The organism is Bacillus bingmayongensis (assembly GCF_000299035.1).
GTDB lineage: Bacteria > Bacillota > Bacilli > Bacillales > Bacillaceae_G > Bacillus_A > Bacillus_A bingmayongensis.
Map to the genome: position 1 here is coordinate 198,175 of NZ_JH921519.1, position 23,549 is coordinate 221,723.

Here is a 23,549-nt window from a genome sequence, read left to right on the forward strand (position 1 = left end):
CAAAATAACAGAGTGAAACATTAGGGAATTTCACATATTTCATCGGTCTACACATAAAATGAAACTTTAATCAGTAGGGGATTTTCTTCACCCCCACTGATTATTAGCCCTTACGAATAGCAGGGTTAAACACTTCATACATATAAAAAAACGCAGCCTTTTACAGCTGCGTTTTCTACTTATTATTTTGTTTCAATTAATCCATATTTTCCATCTTTACGGCCATATACAACATTAGTTTCATTTGTATCAGCATTTGTGAAGACGAAGAAGTTATGTCCTAACATATCCATTTGTAAAATGGCTTCTTCAACGTCCATTGGCTTTAAATCAAATCGTTTTGTACGTACAAGTTCTAGTTCATCCTCTTTTACTTCTTCCAGAGTTGCCGCTGGTTCTGTAAGGATGAGTGCAGTTTTCGGAGAACCTTTTTCACGTAATTTACGATTTACTTTTGTTTTATGTTTACGAATTTGTCGCTCAATTTTATCAACTACTAAGTCAATTGCAGCGTACATATCGCTATGAGTTTCTTCTGCACGAAGTAATAAATCTGTAAATGGAATTGTTACCTCGACACGTTGCTTGTCAGAGTATACTTTTAAATTAACTTTAATCTCTGGAAATGTATCAAAATAACGCTCTAATTTGCTAAGTTTTTTCTCTACATATTCCTTTAATGCTGGAGTTACTTCAATATTTTCACCACGAATGTTGAATTTCATAGATGAATTCCTCCTTTCAAGCCTATGTATACAATTTCGACACTGGCTTAAAAACTCCTGCTAACTTTTAAAAAAGTTAGCGAAATTGAAATTTTTTATCGTTTTTTGCTGAAAAGAAAAGATGCATCGTTTCTATTTACATTTTACCCTATTTACATCGTAAATAACGAATATAAGTATGGACAATTCGTTACAGAAAAGAAACAACTTTTTGACAACTCTTTCTTAATAATAAAAACCCCTGTATAAGCACAAGGGTTTCAAACTATATAAATCCATTTTGATTTTTCAACATACAAGTCGTTGCTATGAAGAACAAAAGGCGACTTACTCTCACTTTCTCTCTTTGTTTTCACTTCGCACGGAGCTGTAAAAGGATCTAATTGCTTCTATGCATAGGCGGATGCTCTCTCCCACCTAAAAAGAAAGGTTTAATATCGGTTCAATTTGTATTTATATATAACGTTGCCACAACCGCAGCTCTATGTTTCTCACAAAACTATTCATTCACAATTATAATTTCACAACATTCGCTGCTTGTGGTCCACGCGCACCATCTACAATGTCAAATTCGACTTTTTGTCCCTCTTCTAACGACTTATATCCATCCTGTTGAATTGCAGAAAAATGAACAAAAACATCCTCACCATCTTCACGCTCGATAAACCCAAATCCTTTTTCTGCATTAAACCATTTCACTCTTCCTTGCATGTTCGTTCCATTCCCTTCACTCTAAAAATAAGGGCATTTGCCCCATAATTTGACTATAACGAATGACAACATATCAAGTCAAAGAAGTTTTGTCGTCTTTTTATTGTATCTTTCGACATGTATAATATTACCCGCGACAAAGAGTAAGACTAGAAACGATTTGAGCACCTGCATCATACAAACACTCTGCAACTTGTCTAACCGTAATCCCTGTCGTATATACATCATCAACGAGCAAAATATGCTGCCCAGCAAACGTTTCTTCCTTTCGAAAGTAAAAGGGATTCTCTACTGAAAGCCTCTCTATACGTTTCTTTTTACTTTGCTTTTCCGTATCTTTTCTCCTGAAAGATGTTTGTAGAACACTGCGTGGTAAACAAGATGCTAACAATTCTGCTTGATTAAAACCACGCTCATATTCTCGCTCCTTACTAAGTGGAATTGGAATAACCGCTTGACAATCTGAAAAATACTTGTGAAATACAGCTATAAAGTTCGCACGAAAAACTTGAACAAGCTCAGCATCCCCTCGAAATTTAAACCGAGCTAACACTTCCCTCATCCAATTATTATAGACGTACACAGATCGATTTTTTATAGGTAGAAACTTCATCTCTTCCTTCCACCTCACACAATCTTTGCAAAAGTTACCTTCTCTATACTCCTCTGCAAGAGACGCAAAAGGCCTGCCGCAATCCTCACAAATTTCTCCTATAATATAGGAAAGTTTTCGTTCACAGCTCTCACATATACACCGCCTGTCAGACTGAATAAAAAAAGAATACCAGGTAATGTTCTCTGAAATAGAATCATCACAAAGTAAACAATGCATTAATCTATCAACCCTTCTTGCTTTGCTCTTTTATTCATAGATTGAATATGCTTTTTCGCGCGTATCATTGCTTCTGTTTTTCCATAATGGAAATAAAAAATATCACCTTCTGGTTTACGATGACTTCTGCCGGCCCTGCCAGCAATTTGTACAAGTGCACTTTCCGAAAAAATAACCTCTTCCGCCCCTAACACAGCGACTTGCAAATTTTCTAGCGTCACGCCGCGCTCCAAAATCGTTGTGGTTACCAATAGTGGAATTTTTCCTTTTCGAAAAGCAGCCACTTTTTCTTTTCGATTTGGATCCTCCGCATGAACACCTTCAATTCGATTATCTAATTCTTTTAGCAATACACTTACTTCATCAATATAGCGCACATGGGGAACAAATAGAAAAATAGGAGATTGTTTGAGAAGATGATACTTTAGCCATTCAAAAACAACATGGGGAATTTTTTTACGCCCTAGTGCCTTTTTCCAATTGCCGCACCACCGGAACCTTGGGACCGGTAAAGGGTGACGATGATAACGCCCTGAAATGATTACACCTTTTTGTTTTCCACTCCATAACTCACGTTTCCATGTTTCTGCCGGAGTTGCAGTTAAATAAATTTGTGCCGCATTATCTTTACTCGCCTGCTCTACTGCATAATGCAGCATCTTGTCCATTGCATACGGAAAGGCATCAATTTCATCCACAATCATGACATCAAATGCTCTATAATAACGAAGCAACTGGTGCGTTGTGGACACGATGAGTCTTGCTTCCTTTTCACGGTCCAAACTACCACCGTATAGCGCAGCAATCGGTACATCTGGAAAAACAGTTTGTAAACGAGGCGTTAGCTCTAACACTACATCGGTCCGCGGCGTTGCAATACAAACCCGCTCTCCTTTTTCGAGTGCCTCTTCAATACCATTAAAAAGCATTTCTGTCTTACCAGCTCCGCATACTGCCCATATAAAAAATGATTCTTTTCGTCGCACCGCTTCCGTTACACCACTTGCTGCCATTTCCTGTCCAGACGATAACTTCCCATTCCACCGTAGAGGACGCGAAAATGACTTCCTTTCTACAGCACCGATTCCCCGAACAATGACTGTACATTCTCCCACTCTCCCCATCGTGATGCATTTTCGGCAATACGTACACATTTGGTTGCATCGTTTACATGAGAATGCAGCAAATAACCGTTGCTCTATATTTCCACAGCGCTGGCATACATAGCGTGAAGATTTCTTGATTACACCTTTTACTAAAGAAATATCTCCTCGTTTTTCTAAAAACTCCAGTTCATCCTTTGATAACGAAAGTTCTTCTAGTAGCATTTGCCTTCCTGCTAGCATAGTAACCCCCCCCCTAGACTTACTATAAGACTTTCTCTCTATCTCGTAAAAACTCAAAAAAGCCGATAACCTACTTTTAAAATAGTAAGCTATCGACTTTATACACATGTTTTATAGAGTTAAAAATCTTATAATCTACCGTAACCTAAGAAATGAGCTTGGTTATAACTGCTACTTAAGCTAGAGTATGCAATACCTTTGTCACCAGCGTGAATCATTTGTCCATTACCAACGTAAATACCGATATGAGATGGACCTGCTTTATATGTGTTTTGGAAGAATACTAAGTCACCAGGTTGTGGGCTACTTACTTTAGAAACTGAGTTCCAGTAACCAGCAACATCTTGACGACCTACACCATAAATGTAAGAAATGAAACCACTGCAGTCAAAACCGCCGTTTGATGGAGATGCACTTCCCCAAACATATGGCATACCAAGATATTTTTGTGCTTTACCGATTACGCCACCTGCATTTCCACTTGGCGCTGGCTCATCTTGTTTTGGTTGCTCTTTTTTAGGCTCTTCTTTTTTAGGCTCTTCTTTCTTAGGCTCTTCTGCTTTAGGCTCTTCTTTCTTAGACTCTTCTGCTTTAGGCTCTTCTTTTTTTGCTGGTGCAACTGCTTCTTTTGTAGCTTCTTGTGCTGGCGCTGCTTGAGCTGCTTGTTGTTTCTGTGCCTCTTCTGCTTGTTTCTTCGCAGCTGCTTCTTGTGCCGCTTTTTCTTGTGCTTCTTGTTCAGCTATACGTTGTAATTGTAACGCTTGCAGCTCAAGCTCTTTTAATTGATCTTCTGTGCTTGTCATGCTGTTTACAACTGTATCCATTTTACCGCTTAAATCAGTTACTGCTTCTTGTTTTTTCGCTTTTTCAGCGTCAAGTTCTTGCTTTGCAGTTTCGATTTTTGCCTGTGCTTCTTTTAATTCTTTTTGTTTTTCTTTTACCGTTTCAACATCTTTTTTCACAGTTGCTTGATCTTCTTGTTGTGTTTTCATGATATCTTCATCAGATTCAAGAATTTTAGAAACAGAAGTTAAACGATCTACTAAATCAGCAATGTTTTTAGAGTTTACAACAACTTCTGTTACAACGTTTGTATTTGGTTGCTCTTGAAGCGCTACTAAACGTTTTCTTAATAAATCTTCACGTTTTGCAATTTTTGTTTGTAAATCTGCGATGTTTTGATTTTTCTTCTCGATTAACGCCTGTGTTTCTTCAACTTGTTTTGTTGTTTCATCAAGCTTTGCTGCATTTTCTTGAACAGACTTATCTAAACCTTCAACCGTTTTATTTAAGTCATTCATTTGTTTTTGAAGCTCATCACGTTCTTGTTGTTGTTTATGTAAAGTGTCATTTTGTGCGTTAATTTCTGTTTTTACGTCCTCAATCTTTTCCGCAAATACATTTGGTGTTACTACTGAAAACATCATAAATCCTGCAGCCAATGCGCAAGACGCCATTTTTAGCTTTTTCATTTTGTTTTTTACACCGCTTTCTTTTTTTCTTTTCCGTATTTAATCTATTAAAATTTATACCATATTTCGGGAGATATTTTATCGATGTTACGCTTTTGTAAAATAAATGTAATATTACGTTTGTAATTTCCTGCCATTATTCTTCTAATCCTGTATTTTCTTGTAGAATCTTAAAAAAATCACACTATTTATTTTTACAATTGTCATACACTTGTTATAAAAAAAGCACAAGGAAACTTCCCTGCGCTTTTCATAGAATCCTCTATTATTTCACCCATTTTTCAGCCCAGTTTTGGACTTCATTCATAACACTTTCTAAAGCTTTTCCTTTGTCTGTTAATCCGTATTCGATTCTAACAGGTACTTCTGGATAAACATTACGTACAACTACACCTTCACTCTCTAATTCCTTTAAACGCTCCGACAACATACGATCACTCATATTTGGGATAATATCCGCAATTTCTCTAAATCGTTTCGGCTCTTCTAACAAAGATTTAATAATTAAACCCGTCCACTTTTTACTAAGCAGTGTAAAAGCCGACTCAAACTTTGGACATAAACAAGAATTATGCTCCATATGTTTCACCTCTCCTTTATTATAAAATAGTTTCTTATAAAAAGTAAGCAATAAAACTTTCCTTATTTTTTTATAAATCCATTTTGATTTTCCAACATATAAATTGTGGCTATGAAGAACACAAGAAAACTTCCACTCATTTTCTCCTTCTGTTTTCACATAACATAGGGCTAAAACCGCTTCTATCCATCAGCGGATCCTCTCTCCCGCCTAAAAGGAATGGTTTTATGTCGGTCTTTCAATCCGTATTTATACAAGTTAAATTTTACCACTTTTAAATATTAACTTGTCAAATAGGCATACATATATCCGTAAAAAAACTCTCTACAAAAAGAGAGCTTTTACACTTTTATTATTTTGTATACCAACCTAGTCCTAATGATCCTTCTCCTAAATGCGTTCCAATTACAGCACCAAAATAACTGATGCGGATTGTAACATGGGGATACTTTTCCTCTAACTCTCGCTGCCACTCTTTCGCTTCTTCTTCACGATTTGCATGAATAATAACAGCTTCCATTGGCATACCTTTACTCGCTTGTTCATCGAAGATTTCAACGATACGCTTTAGCGCCTTTTTGCGCGTGCGAATTTTTTCAAACGGAATAATAACTTTATCTCTAAAATATAAAACCGGCTTTACTTGTAATAAGCTACCGATAAATGCTTGCGCGCTATTTAAACGGCCACCACGTTGCAAATGATGCAAGTCATCCACAACAAAATAAGCATCTATTGTTTGTTTCATTTCATCAAATCTAGCTAAAATTTCTTCTGGCGCTTTTCCTTCGCTCACCATTTTTGCACCTTCACGCACATAAAAACCTTGTACTTCACAACTAATTTCAGAATCATACGTATATACGTCGATCCCTTCGACCATTTGTCCTGCTGTCGTTGCCGTTTGATACGTGCCACTAATTCCACTTGAAAGGTGGATACTAATAACCGCATCGTACTCTTTTGATAATTCTTCAAATAGCTCCACGAATTTTCCAATTGCCGGTTGAGAAGTCTTTGGAAGTTCTTCATGTTCACGTACTTTCACATAAAAATCATCCGCTGTAATTTCTGCTTCTTCTTGATAAGAGTTCGTCCCAAAAATCACATTTAATGGAATCATATGTATATTGAGTTCTTCACGAATATGCTTCGGTATATATGCTGTACTGTCCGTAACAATAGCTGTTCTCATTTTCGTACCTGCCTTATAAAAAAGTTTTTATTTCCTAATTTTACACGAAAATAGGAAAAGGTGCATTAATGTATGAAAAATGCCGGTTTAAGATTATAATCAACACTTGGGCAATTTACAACAAAAACATTATATTTATAATATAATTTGTTATATTTCTACAAAAAATGTTTGAATCTGAAAACTAGCCCTTTTACAATAAAAAGTACTAGTTATTTTGAAAGATAGGGGCGTATACCATTGCTATTACAATATTTAACAATCAAAGGCTACGGTGAGCACGAAATTGTCATTCAAAAGTCACGTTTTATTTGCTACGTGAGCCGAGCGAAAACAGAAGAAGAAGCTCAGGAATTTATTCAAAAAATAAAGAAACAACACTGGAATGCAACGCATAACTGCTCTGCCTATTTAATTGGTGAACGCGATCAGATTCAAAAGGCAAATGATGACGGTGAGCCGAGCGGAACTGCTGGTGTTCCTATTTTAGAAGTATTAAAAAAACGAGGTCTAAAAGATACAGTCGTTGTCGTCACACGTTATTTTGGTGGTATCAAACTTGGTGCTGGCGGTTTAATTCGCGCATATGGAAAATGTACAAGCGAAGGGCTTAACCATGTGGGTATTGTAGAACGAAAACTAATGCGCATTATAAAGACAGAAGTTGATTATACGCTGCTTGGTAAAGTTGAAAATGAATTACGTCACTCAGCCTACGCGATTAAAGATATACATTACCTAGAAAATGTGACATTCGATACTTATGTAGAAGAAAATCAAAAACAAATTTTTACCGACTGGATTATTGAATTAACAAATGGGAAATGTACAATACAAGAAGACAATATGCTGTACTTAGAACAAGACATTTCGCAACAATAACATATAATTTAAAAGGAGATTATGTATGGAAGAGCGTTATCATCATCTCCAGAAGAGAAGAATTAAAAAGAAGCGTCGACGTAGATTTTTCGTCTATCTCATTGTTATAGGCCTAATCAGTAGCGTAGGACTCTTCATGTTTACCTCCTATTCTTCTCTCATGGAGATGTATAGTGGCTTTACTCGTGATAAATCAAATTTACGCGTGGAAGATGTAGAAATTACAAAAGAACCTTTCAGCGTCCTTATTATGGGAATTGAAGATTATGCAACCGATGGACAAAATGGACGAACAGATTCACTTATGTTCGCAACAATTAACCCAAAAACAAAAAATGTTTCACTCATGAGTATTCCACGTGATTCACGTGTTACGATTGCTGGAAAAAATAAAAAAGACAAGATTAACGCAGCACATGCTTATGGCGGAGAAAAAATGGCATTAGAAACAGTCGAGAGTTTTTTACACGTTCCTGTTGACCATTATATTAAAATTGATTTCAAGGGCTTTAAAGGCATTGTTGATGCCGTTGGTGGCATTACAGTTGATGTTCCTTTCGATTTCGAGGAACGATCTGATATAGATTACTACAAGCTGATTCAATTTAAACAAGGAAGACAAGAATTAAATGGTGAAGAAGCACTAGCTTATGTTCGTATGCGAAAACAAGATCCAAATGGAGATTACGGCCGCGCTACAAGACAACGACAAGTACTTGCTGCAGTCGCCCACAAACTAAATTCCACTTCCACAGTCTTTAAGATTAAAGACTTAGCAGAGGTCGTTGGAAAATATGTAAAAACTGATATACCTGTCTCTGATGGGCTTGCCTTATATAATAAGTTATCTGGATTCGACCCTTCTAACATACAAACGCTTAAATTAGAAGGTGAAGATAAAAAACTAAACGGTATTTATTACTTTATTCCAGATGAAGTGAACGTCCAAACTGTTCGTAATGAAATTTTGAAAAACTTAGGACAAGAAACAACAAACACGGATTCTACAACCAATACAGATACAAATTCTAATTCTGATAAGAATTCAACAAATTCATCCTCTAAGAATAAAGGAGAGGAACTTCCGTCTACGGACGCAAACGCGGAATGGTTAATGCGAAATCATCAGCAAAATTAAAGACTGAAAAGAAAAGAGCCACTCCCTCTATCAACAGATATGAGGAGCGGCTCTTTTTACTTACTTTTTATTAAAATATTGTAAAATTGCTTCTACAATACGCTCTGAAGCAAGACCGTCACCGTAAGGATTAGATGCTTGCGCCATTTTGTCATGCGCTTCTTTGTTAGATAACAATTCATCTGCAAGTGTGAAGATTGTTTCTTCGTCTGTACCTGCTAATTTTAACGTACCTGCTTCAATACCTTCTGGACGCTCTGTCGTATCACGAAGAACAAGAACTGGTACACCAAGAGAAGGCGCTTCCTCTTGTACACCACCAGAATCTGTTAGCATTAAATATGAACGTGCTGCAACATTATGGAAATCAATTACATCTAGCGGTTCAATTAAATGAATGCGGTTATGATCTCCCAAAATATCGTTAGCTGTTTCACGTACAACAGGATTCATGTGAACTGGATATACAACTTGTACATCTTCGTACTTTTCAACAAGGCGTTTAATTGCACGGAACATATTGCGCATTGGTTCACCTAAATTTTCACGGCGATGTGCTGTCATAAGTACAAGTCGGTCATTTCCAAGCTTCTCTAGTACTGGATGACTATACTCTTCTTTTACTGTCGTTTTTAAGGCATCAATTGCTGTGTTTCCTGTTACGAAAATACGAGATTCATCTTTATTTTCTTGTTGCAAGTTCGTTGCTGATTTTGCTGTAGGAGAGAAATGAAGATCTGCCATTACACCTGTTAATTGACGGTTCATTTCCTCCGGATATGGAGAATATTTATCCCATGTACGAAGTCCAGCTTCAACATGACCGATTGGAATTTGATTATAGAAAGCAGCAAGGCTCGCAATAAAAGTAGTTGTTGTATCACCATGTACAAGAACGATATGTGGCTTTGCTTCCTTCATTACTTTATCTAAACCCTCTAAACCACGTGTTGTAATATCAATTAATGTTTGACGGTCTTTCATGATATTCAAATCAAAATCTGGCGTAATACCAAAGATATCCAATACTTGATCTAGCATTTGACGATGCTGCGCTGTCACTGTCACAATTGATTCAATTTGCTCAGGATGTTTTTGCAACTCTAACACAAGAGGTGCCATTTTAATCGCTTCTGGACGTGTTCCAAAAATCGTCATTACTTTTAAACGTTCAGTCATTTCACTACCTCTTTTCTTTCACTAGTTACAATATCTGCTATATAAATACAAGTTGAAAAATCGACATAAACCCTTTTTTAGGTGGGAGAGAGCGTCCAGCCATGCATAGAAGCGGTCAGACCCTTTTTTAGCCCCATGCCAAGTGAAAACAAAAGGAGAAAACGAGTAGAGATCTCTTTTTGTTTTCATAACCACGATTTATATGCAAGCAAATCAACATAGATTTATATAGTATTGTTGCACTCACCATTATATATGAGAATACAAAAGGACAAAAGAAAGCGTTCTTAATAAAGTGAAACTTTAATCAGTGGGGGGTTCTTCATTCCCACTGATTATTAGCCCGCACCAATCGAGCTTTTACGGGATAAACGATAGAACATTTCCTATTACGAACGCTTTTTCTCCCAACAGAATAGTAATCCATTCTGTGTTTCTCAACATCCTTCCCAGTATAACAATTTCTCCCATCAAATAAAATAGGTTCACGCATAAGTTTCACATACCTGTCTAATGGATACGTTCGTATACATTCCCAGTCGGTTACAATAAAAACTGCTTCTGCCCCCGTGACTGCCTCGTCTAAATTCGTTGTATATTTTATTTCATCTCTAAACAACTGCTGCACATGCAAAATAGCCTGTGGATCATATGCAATTACATTTGCCCCCATCCCTACTAACTCTTTTATAATAAGAAGAGACGGAGCTTCCCTAATATCATCTGTATTTGGCTTAAAGGCCGTTCCTAACACGGCAACCTGCTTCTCTCTCATATCCATTACGCTTCTCGCTTTCCGAACAAGCAACATTTGTTGTTTGTTATTTACTTCAATTACTGCTTTTAACAACCTAAAATCATGTGCAACATTACCTGCAATTTGGACGAGAGCATTTGTATCTTTTGGAAAACATGATCCTCCATAACCAATACCCGCCTGTAAGAAGTGAGAACCGATTCGCCGATCCATTCCCATGCCACTTGCTACTTCTAACACATCTGCGCCCACTTTCTCACATATGTTAGAAATTTCATTTATGAAACTAATTTTCGTAGCTAAAAAAGCATTTGAAGCATATTTAATCATTTCAGCACTGCGGATGTCTGTAACAAACGTTTCAATTAGCAGCTTACTGTATAACTTCTCTACCTTTTGTGCAATTTCTTCTGTCTCCGCTCCTATAACGATGCGATCACCATGAAAAAAATCATGTATACCAGAACCTTCCCGTAAAAATTCTGGATTAGCTACCATATGTATAATATGTCGCCCTTGCAGCTTCTCCTGAATCCATTCTTTCATTTGATCGTTCGTGCCTACAGGAACCGTACTTTTTGTAATCACAATTACATCTGAATTTGTATATATACCAATGTCATAACAAGCATTGCGAATATATGTTAAATCTGCCATTCCATCCGGTAAAGATGGTGTTCCTACCGCAACAAATATGAAATCTACATGTTTAAATGCCTCTGTTTGACTTGATGTAAATGCTAGCAGCCTTTCTTGGATTGCTGCATCTACTAATTGCCCTAGACCAGGTTCATAAATCGGCATTTCCCCTTGCTTCATTCGCGCGATTTTCTCTTGATCTATATCAAAACAAGTAACATAATGACCTAATGTCGCTAATCCTACCCCAGTAATTAAGCCAACATATCCAGTACCTATCACTGTAATTTTCATTAGATTTTCCGCACAGGATACTTTAAATTTTTATAAGAATATTGTATGAAAGTAGAAAGACAAGAAATGTACATCTTTTGTAATTGAAAACTCTCCTGTGCTTCCCCCTTTCATACTAAAAATGAATATAAGGCAATGTCTTTCACGTACTCTTTTTTCCATATTAAAACAGGAATTTGCTAAATGAGATATCATGCGAGCTCTTACTCCCTATTATATGAGACGTCTGCTCTCTTCTTTTTTAAGATTTTGTAAAATAACGCTCTTCATTTGAACATTTTTCTTTACAAACCGCTTTATTACTGGCGCATTTCATGTTTCCATATTTTAACGCGAAACGTACGTATTTTAACGTGCAACACTTATAGTAAAGAAAACCGGTCACATCCTACCATCCCTACTAGGAAAAGACTTATATGTAAATGTCATAAATTTGTACCACAGTTTAAAAACTATGCGATACAAGTTAATGATAAGATATATTATAACCTTCTTGTACGACATCGTATTTATTATAAATTTGTCATATGTTTTATCTCTTTCCAATTACAGTGAATAGAAAAAAAGATTGAATTCTAATCTTTTTGTGATACCATATGTTATGAGCCTGCAAACAAACATCATAATTTTCAGATAAATTCTTTAAAAACTACGTTAAAATATAAAAGGTGGGGTATTAATGGACTCACAAGTGATTTATGCCGTTTTGGCATCTTTCATTACCGTATTAGTCGTTACTCCTTTCGTCATCAAATTAGCATTTAAAATCGGAGCGACTGATAAGCCAAACGCACGTAAAGTACACCAAAAAATCATGCCTCGTCTAGGTGGACTGGCAATTTTTATTGGTGTAGCTGTTGGATTCTTTGTTAGTGGATTATATGAACAAAGGATGCTATCAATTAGTTTAGGTGCTGTCATCATTGTCATTATCGGTATTTTAGATGACATGTATGAATTATCAGCAAAAGTAAAATTCGGTGGACAACTAGTAGTTGCTGCACTCATCGCAAAGAGTCAATTATTAGTACAAGTGCTGTATATTCCATTCTTAGGAGATACTGAACTGGGAATACTTGCATATCCAATTACAATATTCTGGATTGTAGGTATTACAAATGCGATTAACTTAATTGATGGATTAGATGGACTTTCTGCAGGAATTTCATCCATTGTCCTTGCAACGTTAGCATATATGGCCTTTACTAGTCCGATTGGTACTGGTGCTGTCATTATTCTACCGCTTGCTCTAATTGCACTTGCAAGTACACTTGGATTTTTATTCTATAACTTCCATCCAGCCAAAATTTTCATGGGTGATACAGGAGCATTATTCTTAGGATATTGTATTTCTGTTATATCGTTACTTGGATTATACAAAAGCGTAACGTTATTCAGCTTTATTGTTCCAATTATCATTTTAGGTGTACCGGTCTTCGATACAACATTTGCGATTATCAGACGAATCGTGAATAAAAAACCAATTTCTGCACCAGATAAATCGCACTTACATCATCGTCTATTAGCAATGGGCTTCTCTCATCGCACGACGGTACTTATCATTTACGCATTTGGTATTTTCTTTAGCGTAAATGCAATTATTTTCTCTAGTGCAACATTGTGGTTATCCATTATCCTTCTATTTGCTTTAATTTTCTTTACTGAAATCGTAGCAGAAGTAATCGGTCTTGTGCACGAACGTTACAAACCAATTATTTCCTTCTATAAAAAAGTGAAAAAACGCGAAGAATAACTGTAGTATAGCCTTCACTAGCAAAAAATATTCAAATAGCACTCTTTCTTTTTAGAAAGGGTGCTATTTTTTATTTCCAGAATATAGTTTGTTTGAGAGTTCTTCTATTGGAGAAAGATATAAATATTAAAGAGGATAAGGAGAAAACGATCTTAATTCCTTCTTCATGACTGTTAGACTGAGGGTGAGTATTATGATGAAGCAAATGTTTCAATGTATTATTATATGCTTGAGTATTACTACATGTTCGATATCTTATACTGAAGCAGCCGCTAACTCCCCACTTATACATGACTCTATGATTCAAGACGCGGCTCTTCCGCAAAAAATTGCATACTTAACATTTGATGATGGACCAAACAAGTACACATCACAAATTTTAAACATTTTAAAACAAAAACAGGGAAAGGCAACCTTCTTTGTAATTGGTGGCAAAGTTTCACATTACCCACAAACAATGAAACGTTTAATTAAGGAGGGCCATTATATTGGGCTGCATAGCATGTCTCATGACGTGAAACGTCTATATACTGGTGATCCCTCCGCTTTAATTACCGAAATGGAACAAACCCGTTCAATTGTCCGCCGTACAACAAATTTGAATACACACCTAGTTCGCGTTCCATATGGTAGTATGCCTTATTTAAAAAAGAATTATCGTGATGCACTTGTTTCTGCTCGGTACAAAATGTGGGATTGGACAATCGATACATATGACTGGAAAAGTTATCATAATCCTTCTGCTATACTAGAGCGAGTTATGAACCAAAGCGACGAACAAGTTGAAGTTATTTTAATGCATGAGTCTAGCGTCACAGTGAAAATTCTTCCAAAGGTAATTGACTACCTGAAGGAAAAAGGATACACACTTCTTCCTTATAATCCTTCCTCCCATTTAGAAGTAAACTTCTGGAAGGACACAAGATTGTAACAGCTTTAGTATAATACTGGGGCTGTTTATTCTTTTTCTCTTCCCACACTTCCCATTTTTGTGTAAAATTTTAAATAGTGATGAAGTTTCGAGGTGGAGAAAAATGAAACGAATGGACCTCATTTATAATGCAATGCAAAAGGGAAATTACTCAGAAGGTGTAACAGCATCTGAACTCGCTACACTTCTACAGCTAGATCGTGCAAATGTAAGCAGCGATTTAAATAAACTTGTGAAAGATGGTCGTTTATCTAAAACAGGAACACGACCTGTCCGTTTCTATTTAGGAGCTAATTCTCCTATGGAAACGCATTCACAAAATAGCACTTCACTCGATGTCTTTGCAAGAGAAAACACAAGCCTCAAAATTGCGAGTGAAAAGGCAAAGGCTGCTGTACTCTATCCTCCAAATGGTATGCATACATTACTACTTGGAGAAACAGGTGTCGGGAAATCTATGTTTGCCTCTTTAATGCACGAATATGCGATTGAAGTCAATCAACTCCCAAAAGATGCGCCGTTTATCGTTTTTAACTGCGCGGATTACGCAAATAATCCACAGCTTCTGCTTGGACAACTTTTCGGGATCAAAAAGGGTGCTTACACTGGTGCGAGTGATCAAAAAGGATTAATCGAAAAAGCCCATGAAGGAATTCTCTTTCTGGATGAAGTGCACCGCCTTCCTCCAGAAGGTCAAGAAATGCTATTCACATTTATTGATCGCGGTGTATATCGTCGCCTCGGAGAGACAGAGAACGAGCGCCGAGCACAAGTATTAATTATTACTGCAACAACAGAAGAACCAAACTCCTTTTTACTCAAAACATTTACAAGACGCATTCCGATGACCGTAACGCTTCCACCACTTCGTGAGAGAACGCATCAGGAACGCTTCGCCTTGCTGCAACTCTTTTTTACAAATGAAGCGATTCGTCTGCGAAAAGACATTCATGTCAGTCCGAATGCAATGCGCGCGTTCGTCTTTTATCAATGTCCAAATAACATTGGACAATTAAAAACAGATGTACAAATTGCCTGTGCGAAAGCCTATTCTGACTTCGTAACAAAGAAAAGAGACTATGTCCGCGTTTCTAGCACTGATTTGCCATGGTACATGAAGGAAGGCTTATTTATCGAAAGAAAAAGCCGCCATCTGTATCAAGTGCCAAACGAAACATTTGTATTTACGAGTGACGAAGGATGGAGTAGACATAAAACAGAAGATACACGTTCTTCCATTTATGATTACATTGATCATAAATATGAAGAACTACAAGCACGCGGGATTGAAGAAGAAGAATTAGAGTTATTAATAGACAATGATATCCAAAGCTTTTTCGTCCATTATTTTAATCAAATGTCAAAAAAGACAAATCATGAAAATGTCTTTAAAATTGTCGATCGTAATATTGTTTCCGTGTGTGAAAAAATCGCCGAACTAGCAGAAAAACATTTAGCTAAGATATTCGATGAAAAAGTCTTTCTCGCTTTAAGTTTACATGTACAGACAACTTTACAACGACTACAAAGTGGGAAACAAATTCATCACCCACAGTTGAACCAAATTCGCACAAAATATAAAGAAGCCTTCTCGGTTTCTATGCAGTGTATTCAACTTTTGGAAGAAGAACTGCAAATCACAATGCCAATTGATGAAGCTGGATTTTTAACGATGTTTTTCGTCGTTGATCCCATTCCTGCTTCCCAAACAGAAGTAAAAGTATTAATTTTAGCTCACGGCAATGGTATCGCAACAGAAATGGCAAATGTCGCCAATGAATTGCTCGGTATTGATGAAGTAACAGGAATTGATATGCCGCTTCATGAATCACCGAAAGATTTCTTAGAACGAGTAAAAATGTACATGAAAACGCTAGGACATATAAATGGTCTTCTCTTACTCGTTGATATGGGTTCACTTGCTTATATCGGGGATATACTAGAGACAGAATTTCATATTCCTGTACGCGTTCTCTCTATGACAAGTACGCCGCACGTACTAGAAGCAGCAAGAAAAGCTCAGCTCGGGTACTCATTAGATGCGTTATATGAAACGGTGAAAAACTTAACACCGTTTTACCTGAACGTACAAGAAGAAAAGAAAAAGCCGCTCGCTCCAATGAAATCAGTCATTTTAACAGCTTGTTTAACAGGAGAAGGAAGCGCGCTAGCTATTCAAAAAATGCTTGAAAACTATTTGCGATTCGATAAAGATTTAATAGAAATTATTCCAATTAGTATCGTTCATGAAAAAGATTTAACAAAAATGATTGAAAACATAAAGAAAGAACGCAATATGATTTGTATTGTCACAAACTTTGATGTACAAGTACCATGTTTAACGTATCATTTCCAAGACATTGTAAACTATAAAGCCATTCAGCCAATCCAAGAATTAATTACGTATGAAGAAACATATGCAAAAATGGCTGATATTCTCGGGCAACAAATGCAGCGCAATGATGGAGCACTCATGATTAAAACAATACGGTACGCGCTTAATACAATCCAAGAGCTTATCTCCTTACAGTTAAACCCTGATAGTTTAATGGGAGTTATTTTGCATATGAGCTGTATGATTGACCGGCTTCAAAAGGGAGAAAAGCTCCTCCCTTATCCTGACAAAGAAGCACGTAGACAAGATGAATATTGGATGTACATGAAAGTAAAAAAATCATTGCAACCAATTGAAAACACGTTTGACGTGCAGATTCCAGATGATGAAGTTTTTTATGTAATGGACTTCTTCATAAAGAATCAACCAGAAAAAAAAGAGTAAAGTAAACATGCCCGTGAATGTTAATATTCACGGGCATGTTTATTTATCGGCTCATCGATCGGCTATACTCCTTTACCTTCCCACGAATTTCTCCCTTTGCATATGTCCTTGTATGAACATTTACATATGCATTCACTTCGTCAATTGCCTGCACAAGATTCTCAAACATCTTTCCTTGCAAAGGTCCTTCTAAATCTTCAGCAGACACCACACCTGTTATCGTTCCTTCATTCACGCTAATTCCATGCTTCACAGGTCCATATAAAAACAAAACCACTGGCCCGCTCTGATTCCCTTTCCCTAAATGAATTTGGCAAGATGTTACTTTCTCAATATTTTTCACTATGACCCTATAATGTAGTTTTGTAAAATCTCTATTAAAAATAAGTTCTGCTACCCCATAAGCCTTTGTTTTTACAGGAGGTAATTCATTACCTCCTTTTAGCTTAGCAACGAAATGTTTTGTCATACTAGCAACATTCTCCTTATATAAATTTCAATTTGAATAGCTGGTATCTCTTTAACTAATTTATTGCCGGGACACCATTAATTATGACTCTTTCAGAAGCGATTGTTATAGGGGGCTTATTCCTCTTCGCAAATATTTACAAAAACGTTACATAATAACCATTCCTCATACCACAATGCTTCCTGTATAATGCACGTAGATTCGAAATTTCTTTAGGAGGTTACAACGTTCCTTTGAAGACACTAAAACATTCTTGCCAATTATTAATAGAACTCTTTCTTGTATCACTTAAGTTAGGGCTTACTTCTTTTGGAGGACCTGTAGCTCATCTCGGTTACTTCCATTACGAATACGTACAAAAACGAAAATGGATGGATGAGCGAAGCTATGGGGATTTAGTAGCACTCTGTCAATTTCTTCCCGGTCCTGCAAGCAGCCAAGTTGGAATTGTTATCGGTTTATCGCGTGGAGGATTCCTTGGAGCTATAGTCGCTTGGTCCGGCTTTACACTCCCATCAGTTCTTGTTCTGGTCTTTTTCGCTTCACTACTCCAGCAATTTCATGTGGTGGACGCTGGCTGGATTCATGGTTTAAAGCTTGTAGCAGTAGCAATTGTCGCCCACGCAATATGGGGAATGGCACAGAAATTAACACCTGACCGAAACCGGGCAACAATTGCAGTTTTTACCGCAGCCATTGCTTTATTATTCCCAAGCGTTTGGACTCAAGTATTGCTTATTTTCATTGCTGGTATTGTCGGTTGGTTCTTATACCGTGAGCATGCAATTCCGCCTACTAGCAAAACGCACATTCCTGTTCCACGTATAACAGCTGCCCTGTGTCTCTTACTATTCTTTGGTTTATTATTCTTGTTACCAATATTACGACCATTTTCGCACTGGATTGCCATGTTTGATAGTTTCTATCGCTCTGGCTCACTGGTGTTTGGCGGAGGACACGTCGTTCTTCCTCTTCTTGAAAATGAATTTGTTTTAAATGGCATGATGACAAAAGAACAATTTTTAGCAGGATACGGATTAACACAAGCCGTTCCGGGGCCACTCTTTACATTCGCTTCTTACATAGGAACTGTACTAGGTGGAACACTCGGAGCTACTCTTGCAACAATCGCTATCTTCCTTCCTGCATTCTTACTTGTCATTGGTGTTTTGCCATTTTGGGATTATGTAAGACGCCAGCCTTATATTCAAGGCACACTTCTTGGTATTAACGCCGCCGTTGTCGGTATTTTACTAGCTGCTTTTTACAATCCAATTTGGACAAGCTCCATTATGAGTACCACCCACTTTGTCATTGCCTCGCTCTTATTTTGCCTGTTAGCATTTTGGAAAGTCCCTCCATGGATTGTTGTTGTCCTTGGTGCTTTAAGTGGTTATATCCTTTCCATTATCTAGATATACAAAAAGACGGCCTTAATAAACCGTCTTTTTCACTATATAAATCCATTTTATTTTCTCACCATAAACCTCTGCTAAGCAGAACTAAAAGTGACCTGCTCTCTTTTCTAATTGGCAAGAGGGGCTGACCACCCCTATGCACGATCGGATCCTCTCCCCCTCCTAAAAAGAACGTTTTTAAGTCTTTCTTAAAATTTCACAAGCTCCATACCTTCTGGCAAATCACTTTCCGTTAAAATTCGCAGTTCCTTCACGCGGTCCATTACATAGGAAGAGCGCTTCACAAGCTCTGGATCAATGTAAGCAGGGTGCGCCATAACCTCTACTGTTTTTCCGTCCTGTACACGCTCTTTTAATTTAACAAAGTAATCCTCCTGCACACCATCGCTATAGAAGTCACTATAAAACACATCAGAAAACGGACGCACTGCCCTCTCTTGCTCGCAGCGACGAATTGGCACATTATATTTTTCTGCTAATCTTTCAAGGACATCGTGTAAAATTGGCAAGCTATGCACATGATGATGACTATCTAAATGCGTTGGTGTTAATCCAGAAGATAAAAACTTTTCAATTTGAGCAGTCCACTCTCTTTCAACATCTGTAGGATTTATATTTCCTTCTCTTACAGTACTTTGCTTATGAAAGAAACCATCTTTACTTACAAGAGACGGAACATCTGTAAGAAGCGGTTTTCCCGCAGTTAAAACGAGATGCACCCCTACTCCTAATGACTTATATTCTTTCGCTAAACGGACAGCATGCTCTGTCCCTGGCATGTTCATCATCATTGTCGTAGAATTCACAATCCCATTTACATGTCCTTCAATAATTCCGTAGTTTGTACCTTCTGTAAGACCAAAGTCATCTGCATTTACGATTAATCGAATCATGATTTTCCCTCCTGTTGAATGAAAAAAAGCGGGCTTTATAAGCGCCGCTTTTATTTCTCTACTTTTTTAAAGAACTGCGGAAGATATTCTTTATGAGCTTCCAACATTTCATCTAAAATTTGTTTTGCTACTTTATCTGATGGTACAAGTGGATTAATTGTCATAGCAAGCAGCGCTTTATGATAATCACCTGTGACAGCAGCTTCAATTGATGTGCGCTCGAATGATTTAATTTGCTGAACTAAACCGCGAACCGGAACTGGTAAGTCACCCACCGCAATCGGCTTTGGACCTTCTTTTGTAATTACACAGTTTACTTCAACAGCTGAATCATGCGGCAAGCTTGCAATTGTACCGTTATTTCTTGTATTAACAGGCTGAATATCACCTTTGTTATTATAAATAGATGTAATTAAACTACATGCTGCATCACTGTAATAAGCTCCGCCTCGTTTTTCTAATTGCGGTGGCTTAATATCTAAGTTCGGATCTTTATATAATTCAAATAAGTCTTCTTCTAATTTTTTCACAACTTCTGCACGTGTACCTTTTTCAATAGAAGCTTGTTTTTCTTCTTCTAACATTTCACGTGTTTTATAGTAGTAACGATGATATGGACATGGAATTGCACGAAGCCCCCGAATGAAATCTGGTTCCCAATTCAATGCTGCAATGTTTTCCATCGTAATTTGCTTTTCAGGATCTGTTACAAGATCTAGCACACGATCCAATACACTAACTCCATCTAAATATACATCTAATCCATAAACCATGTGATTTAAACCAGCAAAGTCAACATGAACTCGGCTTGCATCTACTTCAAGCAATTTTGCAAGTCCCATACGAATACCAATCGGAACATTACATAATCCGACTACTTTTTGAATACTTGTATAACGAAGCACAGCCTCTGTTACCATACCAGCAGGGTTCGCAAAGTTAATGAGCCAAGCGTTCGGGCAAAGCTCCTCCATATCTTTACAAATATCCAAAATAACAGGAATCGTTCTCAGCGCCTTGAATAAACCACCAGGACCATTCGTTTCCTGACCAATCACATCATATTTTAATGGAATTGCTTCATCTTTTGCACGTGCCTCTAATAAACCTACGCGAAGCTGTGTTGTTACAAAGTCAGCATCTTTTAATGCTGCGCGGCGATCAAGTGTTAAGTGAATATCAATTGGTAAACCAGCTTTTTTCACCATGCGTTTTGCTAAGTTACCAACGATTTCTAACTTTTCTTTTCCCGCTTCAATATCTACTAACCAAATTTCACGAACTGGAAGTTCATCATAACGCTTAATAAATCCTTCAATTAACTCTGGTGTATAACTAGATCCACCGCCGATTGTAGCAATTTTAATTCCGCTCATACTTTATTCCCCTTTCGCATCAAGCTTTTTATAAAGATCAATAAATTCCGCTGCTAATTCTTTTACAGTCATTGAATTCATTAAATGATCTTGTGCATGAATTAAAAGAACACTAATTTCTGTTTTTTCTCCCCTTGCTTCTGATTGTATGAGCTCTGTTTGGAAATGATGTGCTTCATTGATTGCTTCTTTCGCTTTTGCCATCGCTTCATCTGCTTCTTGCAATTTCCCCTGTTTTGCATATTGCAGTGCTTCCATCGCATAGCTTCTTGCGTTACCGCTGTGTAAAATTAATTGGAATGGGATTTGTTCTACTGTAGTCATCATAATTTACCGCCCTCTCTATATAGTTCAACCGATTGAAATACCCCTTCAGTTTGAACGTGTCTATGAAAATATTATTTTCTTAATTTTGTTTTGGTGTTCTTCTAGATGTATGCCATCTGTCTGAACAGAATATAAAAGCTATTGTTCTCACGGGCTCGTTTTGCCCGTGAGAACATTCATATATTACATAGGTACAGATTGATTATTTCCTTGTGCTGCTGCTTTTTCAGTTTTAACGATAGAACGGTCACATAATACAACGAATGGATAGTAAATTACCATTGCAATTACAAAGTTTAACAACTGTAGAATTGCACCAGAAATGTGTCCGCCTGTTACAAGGTAGCCACTAATGATTGGTGGTGTTGCCCATGGAATCATCGCAACTGTTTTTGGCACAAATCCAAGAGATATAGCTGTATAAGACGTAATTACTAGTACAACTGGTGCCACAATAAACGGAACGAATAAAATTGGGTTTAAAATAATCGGTGTACCAAAGATTACTGGTTCGTTAATGTTAAATGCACCAGGTCCAATTGATAATCGGGATACCCCGCGCAATTGAGCACTTCTTGCTACAATTAATACAACGACTAAGAATGCTAATGTTGCACCAGAACCACCAAGATATACGAAAGTATCAAAGAATGGTTTTGTAATAATGTTTGGCACATCAAATGAAGACACACCATCTTGGAACATCTTGATATTTTTTTCTAATGCTGGTAAGTATAATGGCTCAATAATCCCACCTACAATGTTCGGGCCATGTAAACCAAAGAACCAAAGAACGTGAACAAGAATGACAATTACAATCGCACTTGGTAATGTACCTGCTAAACCTTGTAGTGGTAATTGAATTGTATTAAAGATAAATTCATGAACGCTTGTACCTGCTAATTTCACTGCTAATTGAATACCTGCAACTACTGTTAAAATAACAAATGCTGGTACTAATGCCGCAAATGATCTTAAAACTGCTGGTGGTACTCCGTCTGGCATTTTGAAAGTAATTTCTCTCTGTACAAAGAAACGGAATGCTTCAGTAACAAGAAGTGCGACAATGATTGCTACGAATAAGCCTTGTGCTCCTGTCCAAGCTAAGTTCAATCCGCCCTCTTTCGGTGTTGTTGGTGTAAGAATAATTAACGCACCAAATGAAATAATACCTGCTGACAATCCATCAACACCGTAAGATTTTGCTAAGTTATAACTTGTTGTAAATGCGATGATTAATGCTAAAATTGCGAAAGAACCTGTCCACATCCCACCGCCGACGTCTTTCCAAACTTCTCCAAATGTACCTTTCATGAAGTTTTGGAAAGCTTCAGATGGAAAGCCATTAATCAGTGATGCAAAGGCACCAACTAAAATAAGCGGCATAACTGCAATAAAACCATCACGAATCGCAGCTAAATGACGTTGTGACCCGATTTTACCAGCGACTGGAACAATATATTTTTCCATAAATGCAATAAACTTTTGCATTGTCTTCCCCCCCTAATTATTTTTTAAGTGTTAATGCGTGATCCAAAACTGCCTCTCCATTCATCATGCCGTAATGCATTGGATTAATAACATCGATACCAACGCTATGATCATCCGCAAGCGCTTTCAAAGAAGAAAGCATGTAACGAACTTGTGGTCCTAGTAATAATACGTCTGCCTCATCTATGTTGTTTTTCACTGCATCCCCAGACACAGCCCAAATCTTTCCTTCTAGTCCCCGAGCTTTTGCAGCTGCTTCCATTTTTGTAACTAGTAAACTTGTAGACATTCCTGCTGAACAACAAAGTAAAATATTCATTAATAAGTCCCCCTATGCATGTAAACGATTTTTGTTATTTATT

20 protein-coding genes and 1 pseudogene are annotated in these 23,549 nt (G+C 37.2%); 6 read left to right on the top strand and 15 right to left on the bottom strand.

What is annotated here, in order from left to right:
* Positions 1-182: 182 nt before the first annotated feature.
* From hpf to Y7E_RS0122150, 7 genes and pseudogenes are all read right to left on the bottom strand, one after another.
* Complete coding sequence (gene hpf, locus Y7E_RS0122120) at positions 183-725, bottom strand: ribosome hibernation-promoting factor, HPF/YfiA family (protein WP_017153421.1); 543 nt, start codon at positions 723-725, stop codon at positions 183-185.
* Between the two features lie 513 nt (positions 726-1,238).
* Positions 1,239-1,436: a cold shock protein CspC gene (cspC, locus tag Y7E_RS0122125; protein ID WP_017153422.1), complete on the bottom strand. Its 198-nt coding sequence runs from the start codon at positions 1,434-1,436 to the stop codon at positions 1,239-1,241.
* Between the two features lie 127 nt (positions 1,437-1,563).
* Positions 1,564-2,268: a ComF family protein gene (locus Y7E_RS0122130; RefSeq protein ID WP_069302606.1), complete on the bottom strand. Its 705-nt coding sequence runs from the start codon at positions 2,266-2,268 to the stop codon at positions 1,564-1,566.
* On the bottom strand, positions 2,268-3,614 hold the full coding sequence (locus Y7E_RS0122135) for an ATP-dependent helicase ComFA (protein ID WP_017153424.1): 1,347 nt from the start codon (positions 3,612-3,614) through the stop codon (positions 2,268-2,270). Before Y7E_RS0122135 ends, Y7E_RS0122130 begins: the two co-directional genes overlap by 1 nt.
* Positions 3,615-3,742: 128 nt before the next feature.
* Positions 3,743-5,213, bottom strand: a pseudogene (locus Y7E_RS0122140) (C40 family peptidase).
* Between the two features lie 138 nt (positions 5,214-5,351).
* A complete protein-coding gene (locus Y7E_RS0122145) occupies positions 5,352-5,666 on the bottom strand; it encodes a winged helix-turn-helix transcriptional regulator (protein WP_016112543.1) in 315 nt (104 codons plus the stop codon).
* Between the two features lie 352 nt (positions 5,667-6,018).
* A complete protein-coding gene (locus tag Y7E_RS0122150; RefSeq protein ID WP_017153427.1) occupies positions 6,019-6,861 on the bottom strand; it encodes a DegV family protein in 843 nt (280 codons plus the stop codon).
* Positions 6,862-7,101: 240 nt separating this feature from the next.
* Here Y7E_RS0122150 and Y7E_RS0122155 point away from each other — a divergent pair, with 240 nt between their 5' ends.
* Both Y7E_RS0122155 and Y7E_RS0122160 read left to right on the top strand, forming a co-directional pair.
* Positions 7,102-7,743: a YigZ family protein gene (locus Y7E_RS0122155; RefSeq protein ID WP_017153428.1), complete on the top strand. Its 642-nt coding sequence runs from the start codon at positions 7,102-7,104 to the stop codon at positions 7,741-7,743.
* A 25-nt stretch (positions 7,744-7,768) separates the two neighbouring features.
* A complete protein-coding gene (locus Y7E_RS0122160; RefSeq protein ID WP_017153429.1) occupies positions 7,769-8,881 on the top strand; it encodes an LCP family protein in 1,113 nt (370 codons plus the stop codon).
* Positions 8,882-8,941: 60 nt separating this feature from the next.
* Here the strand turns inward: Y7E_RS0122160 and wecB are convergent, their stop codons facing one another.
* Positions 8,942-10,060 (bottom strand): non-hydrolyzing UDP-N-acetylglucosamine 2-epimerase, encoded by a 1,119-nt coding sequence (wecB, locus tag Y7E_RS0122165; RefSeq protein ID WP_017153430.1) that lies wholly within the window; start codon positions 10,058-10,060, stop codon positions 8,942-8,944.
* Between the two features lie 322 nt (positions 10,061-10,382).
* On the bottom strand, positions 10,383-11,750 hold the full coding sequence (locus Y7E_RS0122170) for a UDP-glucose dehydrogenase family protein (protein WP_017153431.1): 1,368 nt from the start codon (positions 11,748-11,750) through the stop codon (positions 10,383-10,385).
* 679 nt (positions 11,751-12,429) lie between these two features.
* On the opposite strand from Y7E_RS0122170, the gene Y7E_RS0122175 reads away from it, so the two are divergent.
* The 3 genes from Y7E_RS0122175 to Y7E_RS0122185 all read left to right on the top strand — a co-directional run bounded on the left by Y7E_RS0122175 (position 12,430) and on the right by Y7E_RS0122185 (position 17,213).
* Complete coding sequence (locus tag Y7E_RS0122175; RefSeq protein WP_017153432.1) at positions 12,430-13,503, top strand: glycosyltransferase family 4 protein; 1,074 nt, start codon at positions 12,430-12,432, stop codon at positions 13,501-13,503.
* A 193-nt stretch (positions 13,504-13,696) separates the two neighbouring features.
* Positions 13,697-14,434 (top strand): polysaccharide deacetylase family protein, encoded by a 738-nt coding sequence (locus tag Y7E_RS0122180; protein ID WP_017153433.1) that lies wholly within the window; start codon positions 13,697-13,699, stop codon positions 14,432-14,434.
* A gap of 103 nt (positions 14,435-14,537) precedes the next feature.
* A complete protein-coding gene (locus Y7E_RS0122185; RefSeq protein WP_017153434.1) occupies positions 14,538-17,213 on the top strand; it encodes a sigma-54-dependent transcriptional regulator in 2,676 nt (891 codons plus the stop codon).
* A 43-nt stretch (positions 17,214-17,256) separates the two neighbouring features.
* On the opposite strand, the gene Y7E_RS0122190 is transcribed toward Y7E_RS0122185, so the two are convergent.
* Positions 17,257-17,682: a CHRD domain-containing protein gene (locus Y7E_RS0122190; protein WP_017153435.1), complete on the bottom strand. Its 426-nt coding sequence runs from the start codon at positions 17,680-17,682 to the stop codon at positions 17,257-17,259.
* A gap of 233 nt (positions 17,683-17,915) precedes the next feature.
* Between Y7E_RS0122190 and Y7E_RS0122195 the strand changes: the two genes are divergently transcribed.
* Positions 17,916-19,097 (top strand): chromate transporter, encoded by a 1,182-nt coding sequence (locus Y7E_RS0122195; protein ID WP_017153436.1) that lies wholly within the window; start codon positions 17,916-17,918, stop codon positions 19,095-19,097.
* A gap of 191 nt (positions 19,098-19,288) precedes the next feature.
* On the opposite strand, the gene chbG is transcribed toward Y7E_RS0122195, so the two are convergent.
* From chbG to Y7E_RS0122220, 5 genes are all read right to left on the bottom strand, one after another.
* Positions 19,289-19,993: a chitin disaccharide deacetylase gene (gene chbG / locus Y7E_RS0122200; protein WP_017153437.1), complete on the bottom strand. Its 705-nt coding sequence runs from the start codon at positions 19,991-19,993 to the stop codon at positions 19,289-19,291.
* A 50-nt stretch (positions 19,994-20,043) separates the two neighbouring features.
* On the bottom strand, positions 20,044-21,369 hold the full coding sequence (gene celF, locus Y7E_RS0122205) for a 6-phospho-beta-glucosidase (RefSeq protein ID WP_017153438.1): 1,326 nt from the start codon (positions 21,367-21,369) through the stop codon (positions 20,044-20,046).
* Positions 21,370-21,372: 3 nt separating this feature from the next.
* Positions 21,373-21,696, bottom strand: coding sequence for a PTS lactose/cellobiose transporter subunit IIA (locus Y7E_RS0122210; RefSeq protein WP_017153439.1), 324 nt, complete (start codon positions 21,694-21,696; stop codon positions 21,373-21,375).
* 183 nt (positions 21,697-21,879) lie between these two features.
* Positions 21,880-23,187 (bottom strand): PTS cellobiose transporter subunit IIC, encoded by a 1,308-nt coding sequence (celB, locus tag Y7E_RS0122215; protein ID WP_017153440.1) that lies wholly within the window; start codon positions 23,185-23,187, stop codon positions 21,880-21,882.
* 16 nt (positions 23,188-23,203) lie between these two features.
* Positions 23,204-23,506: a PTS sugar transporter subunit IIB gene (locus Y7E_RS0122220; protein ID WP_017153441.1), complete on the bottom strand. Its 303-nt coding sequence runs from the start codon at positions 23,504-23,506 to the stop codon at positions 23,204-23,206.
* Positions 23,507-23,549: the final 43 nt, after the last annotated feature.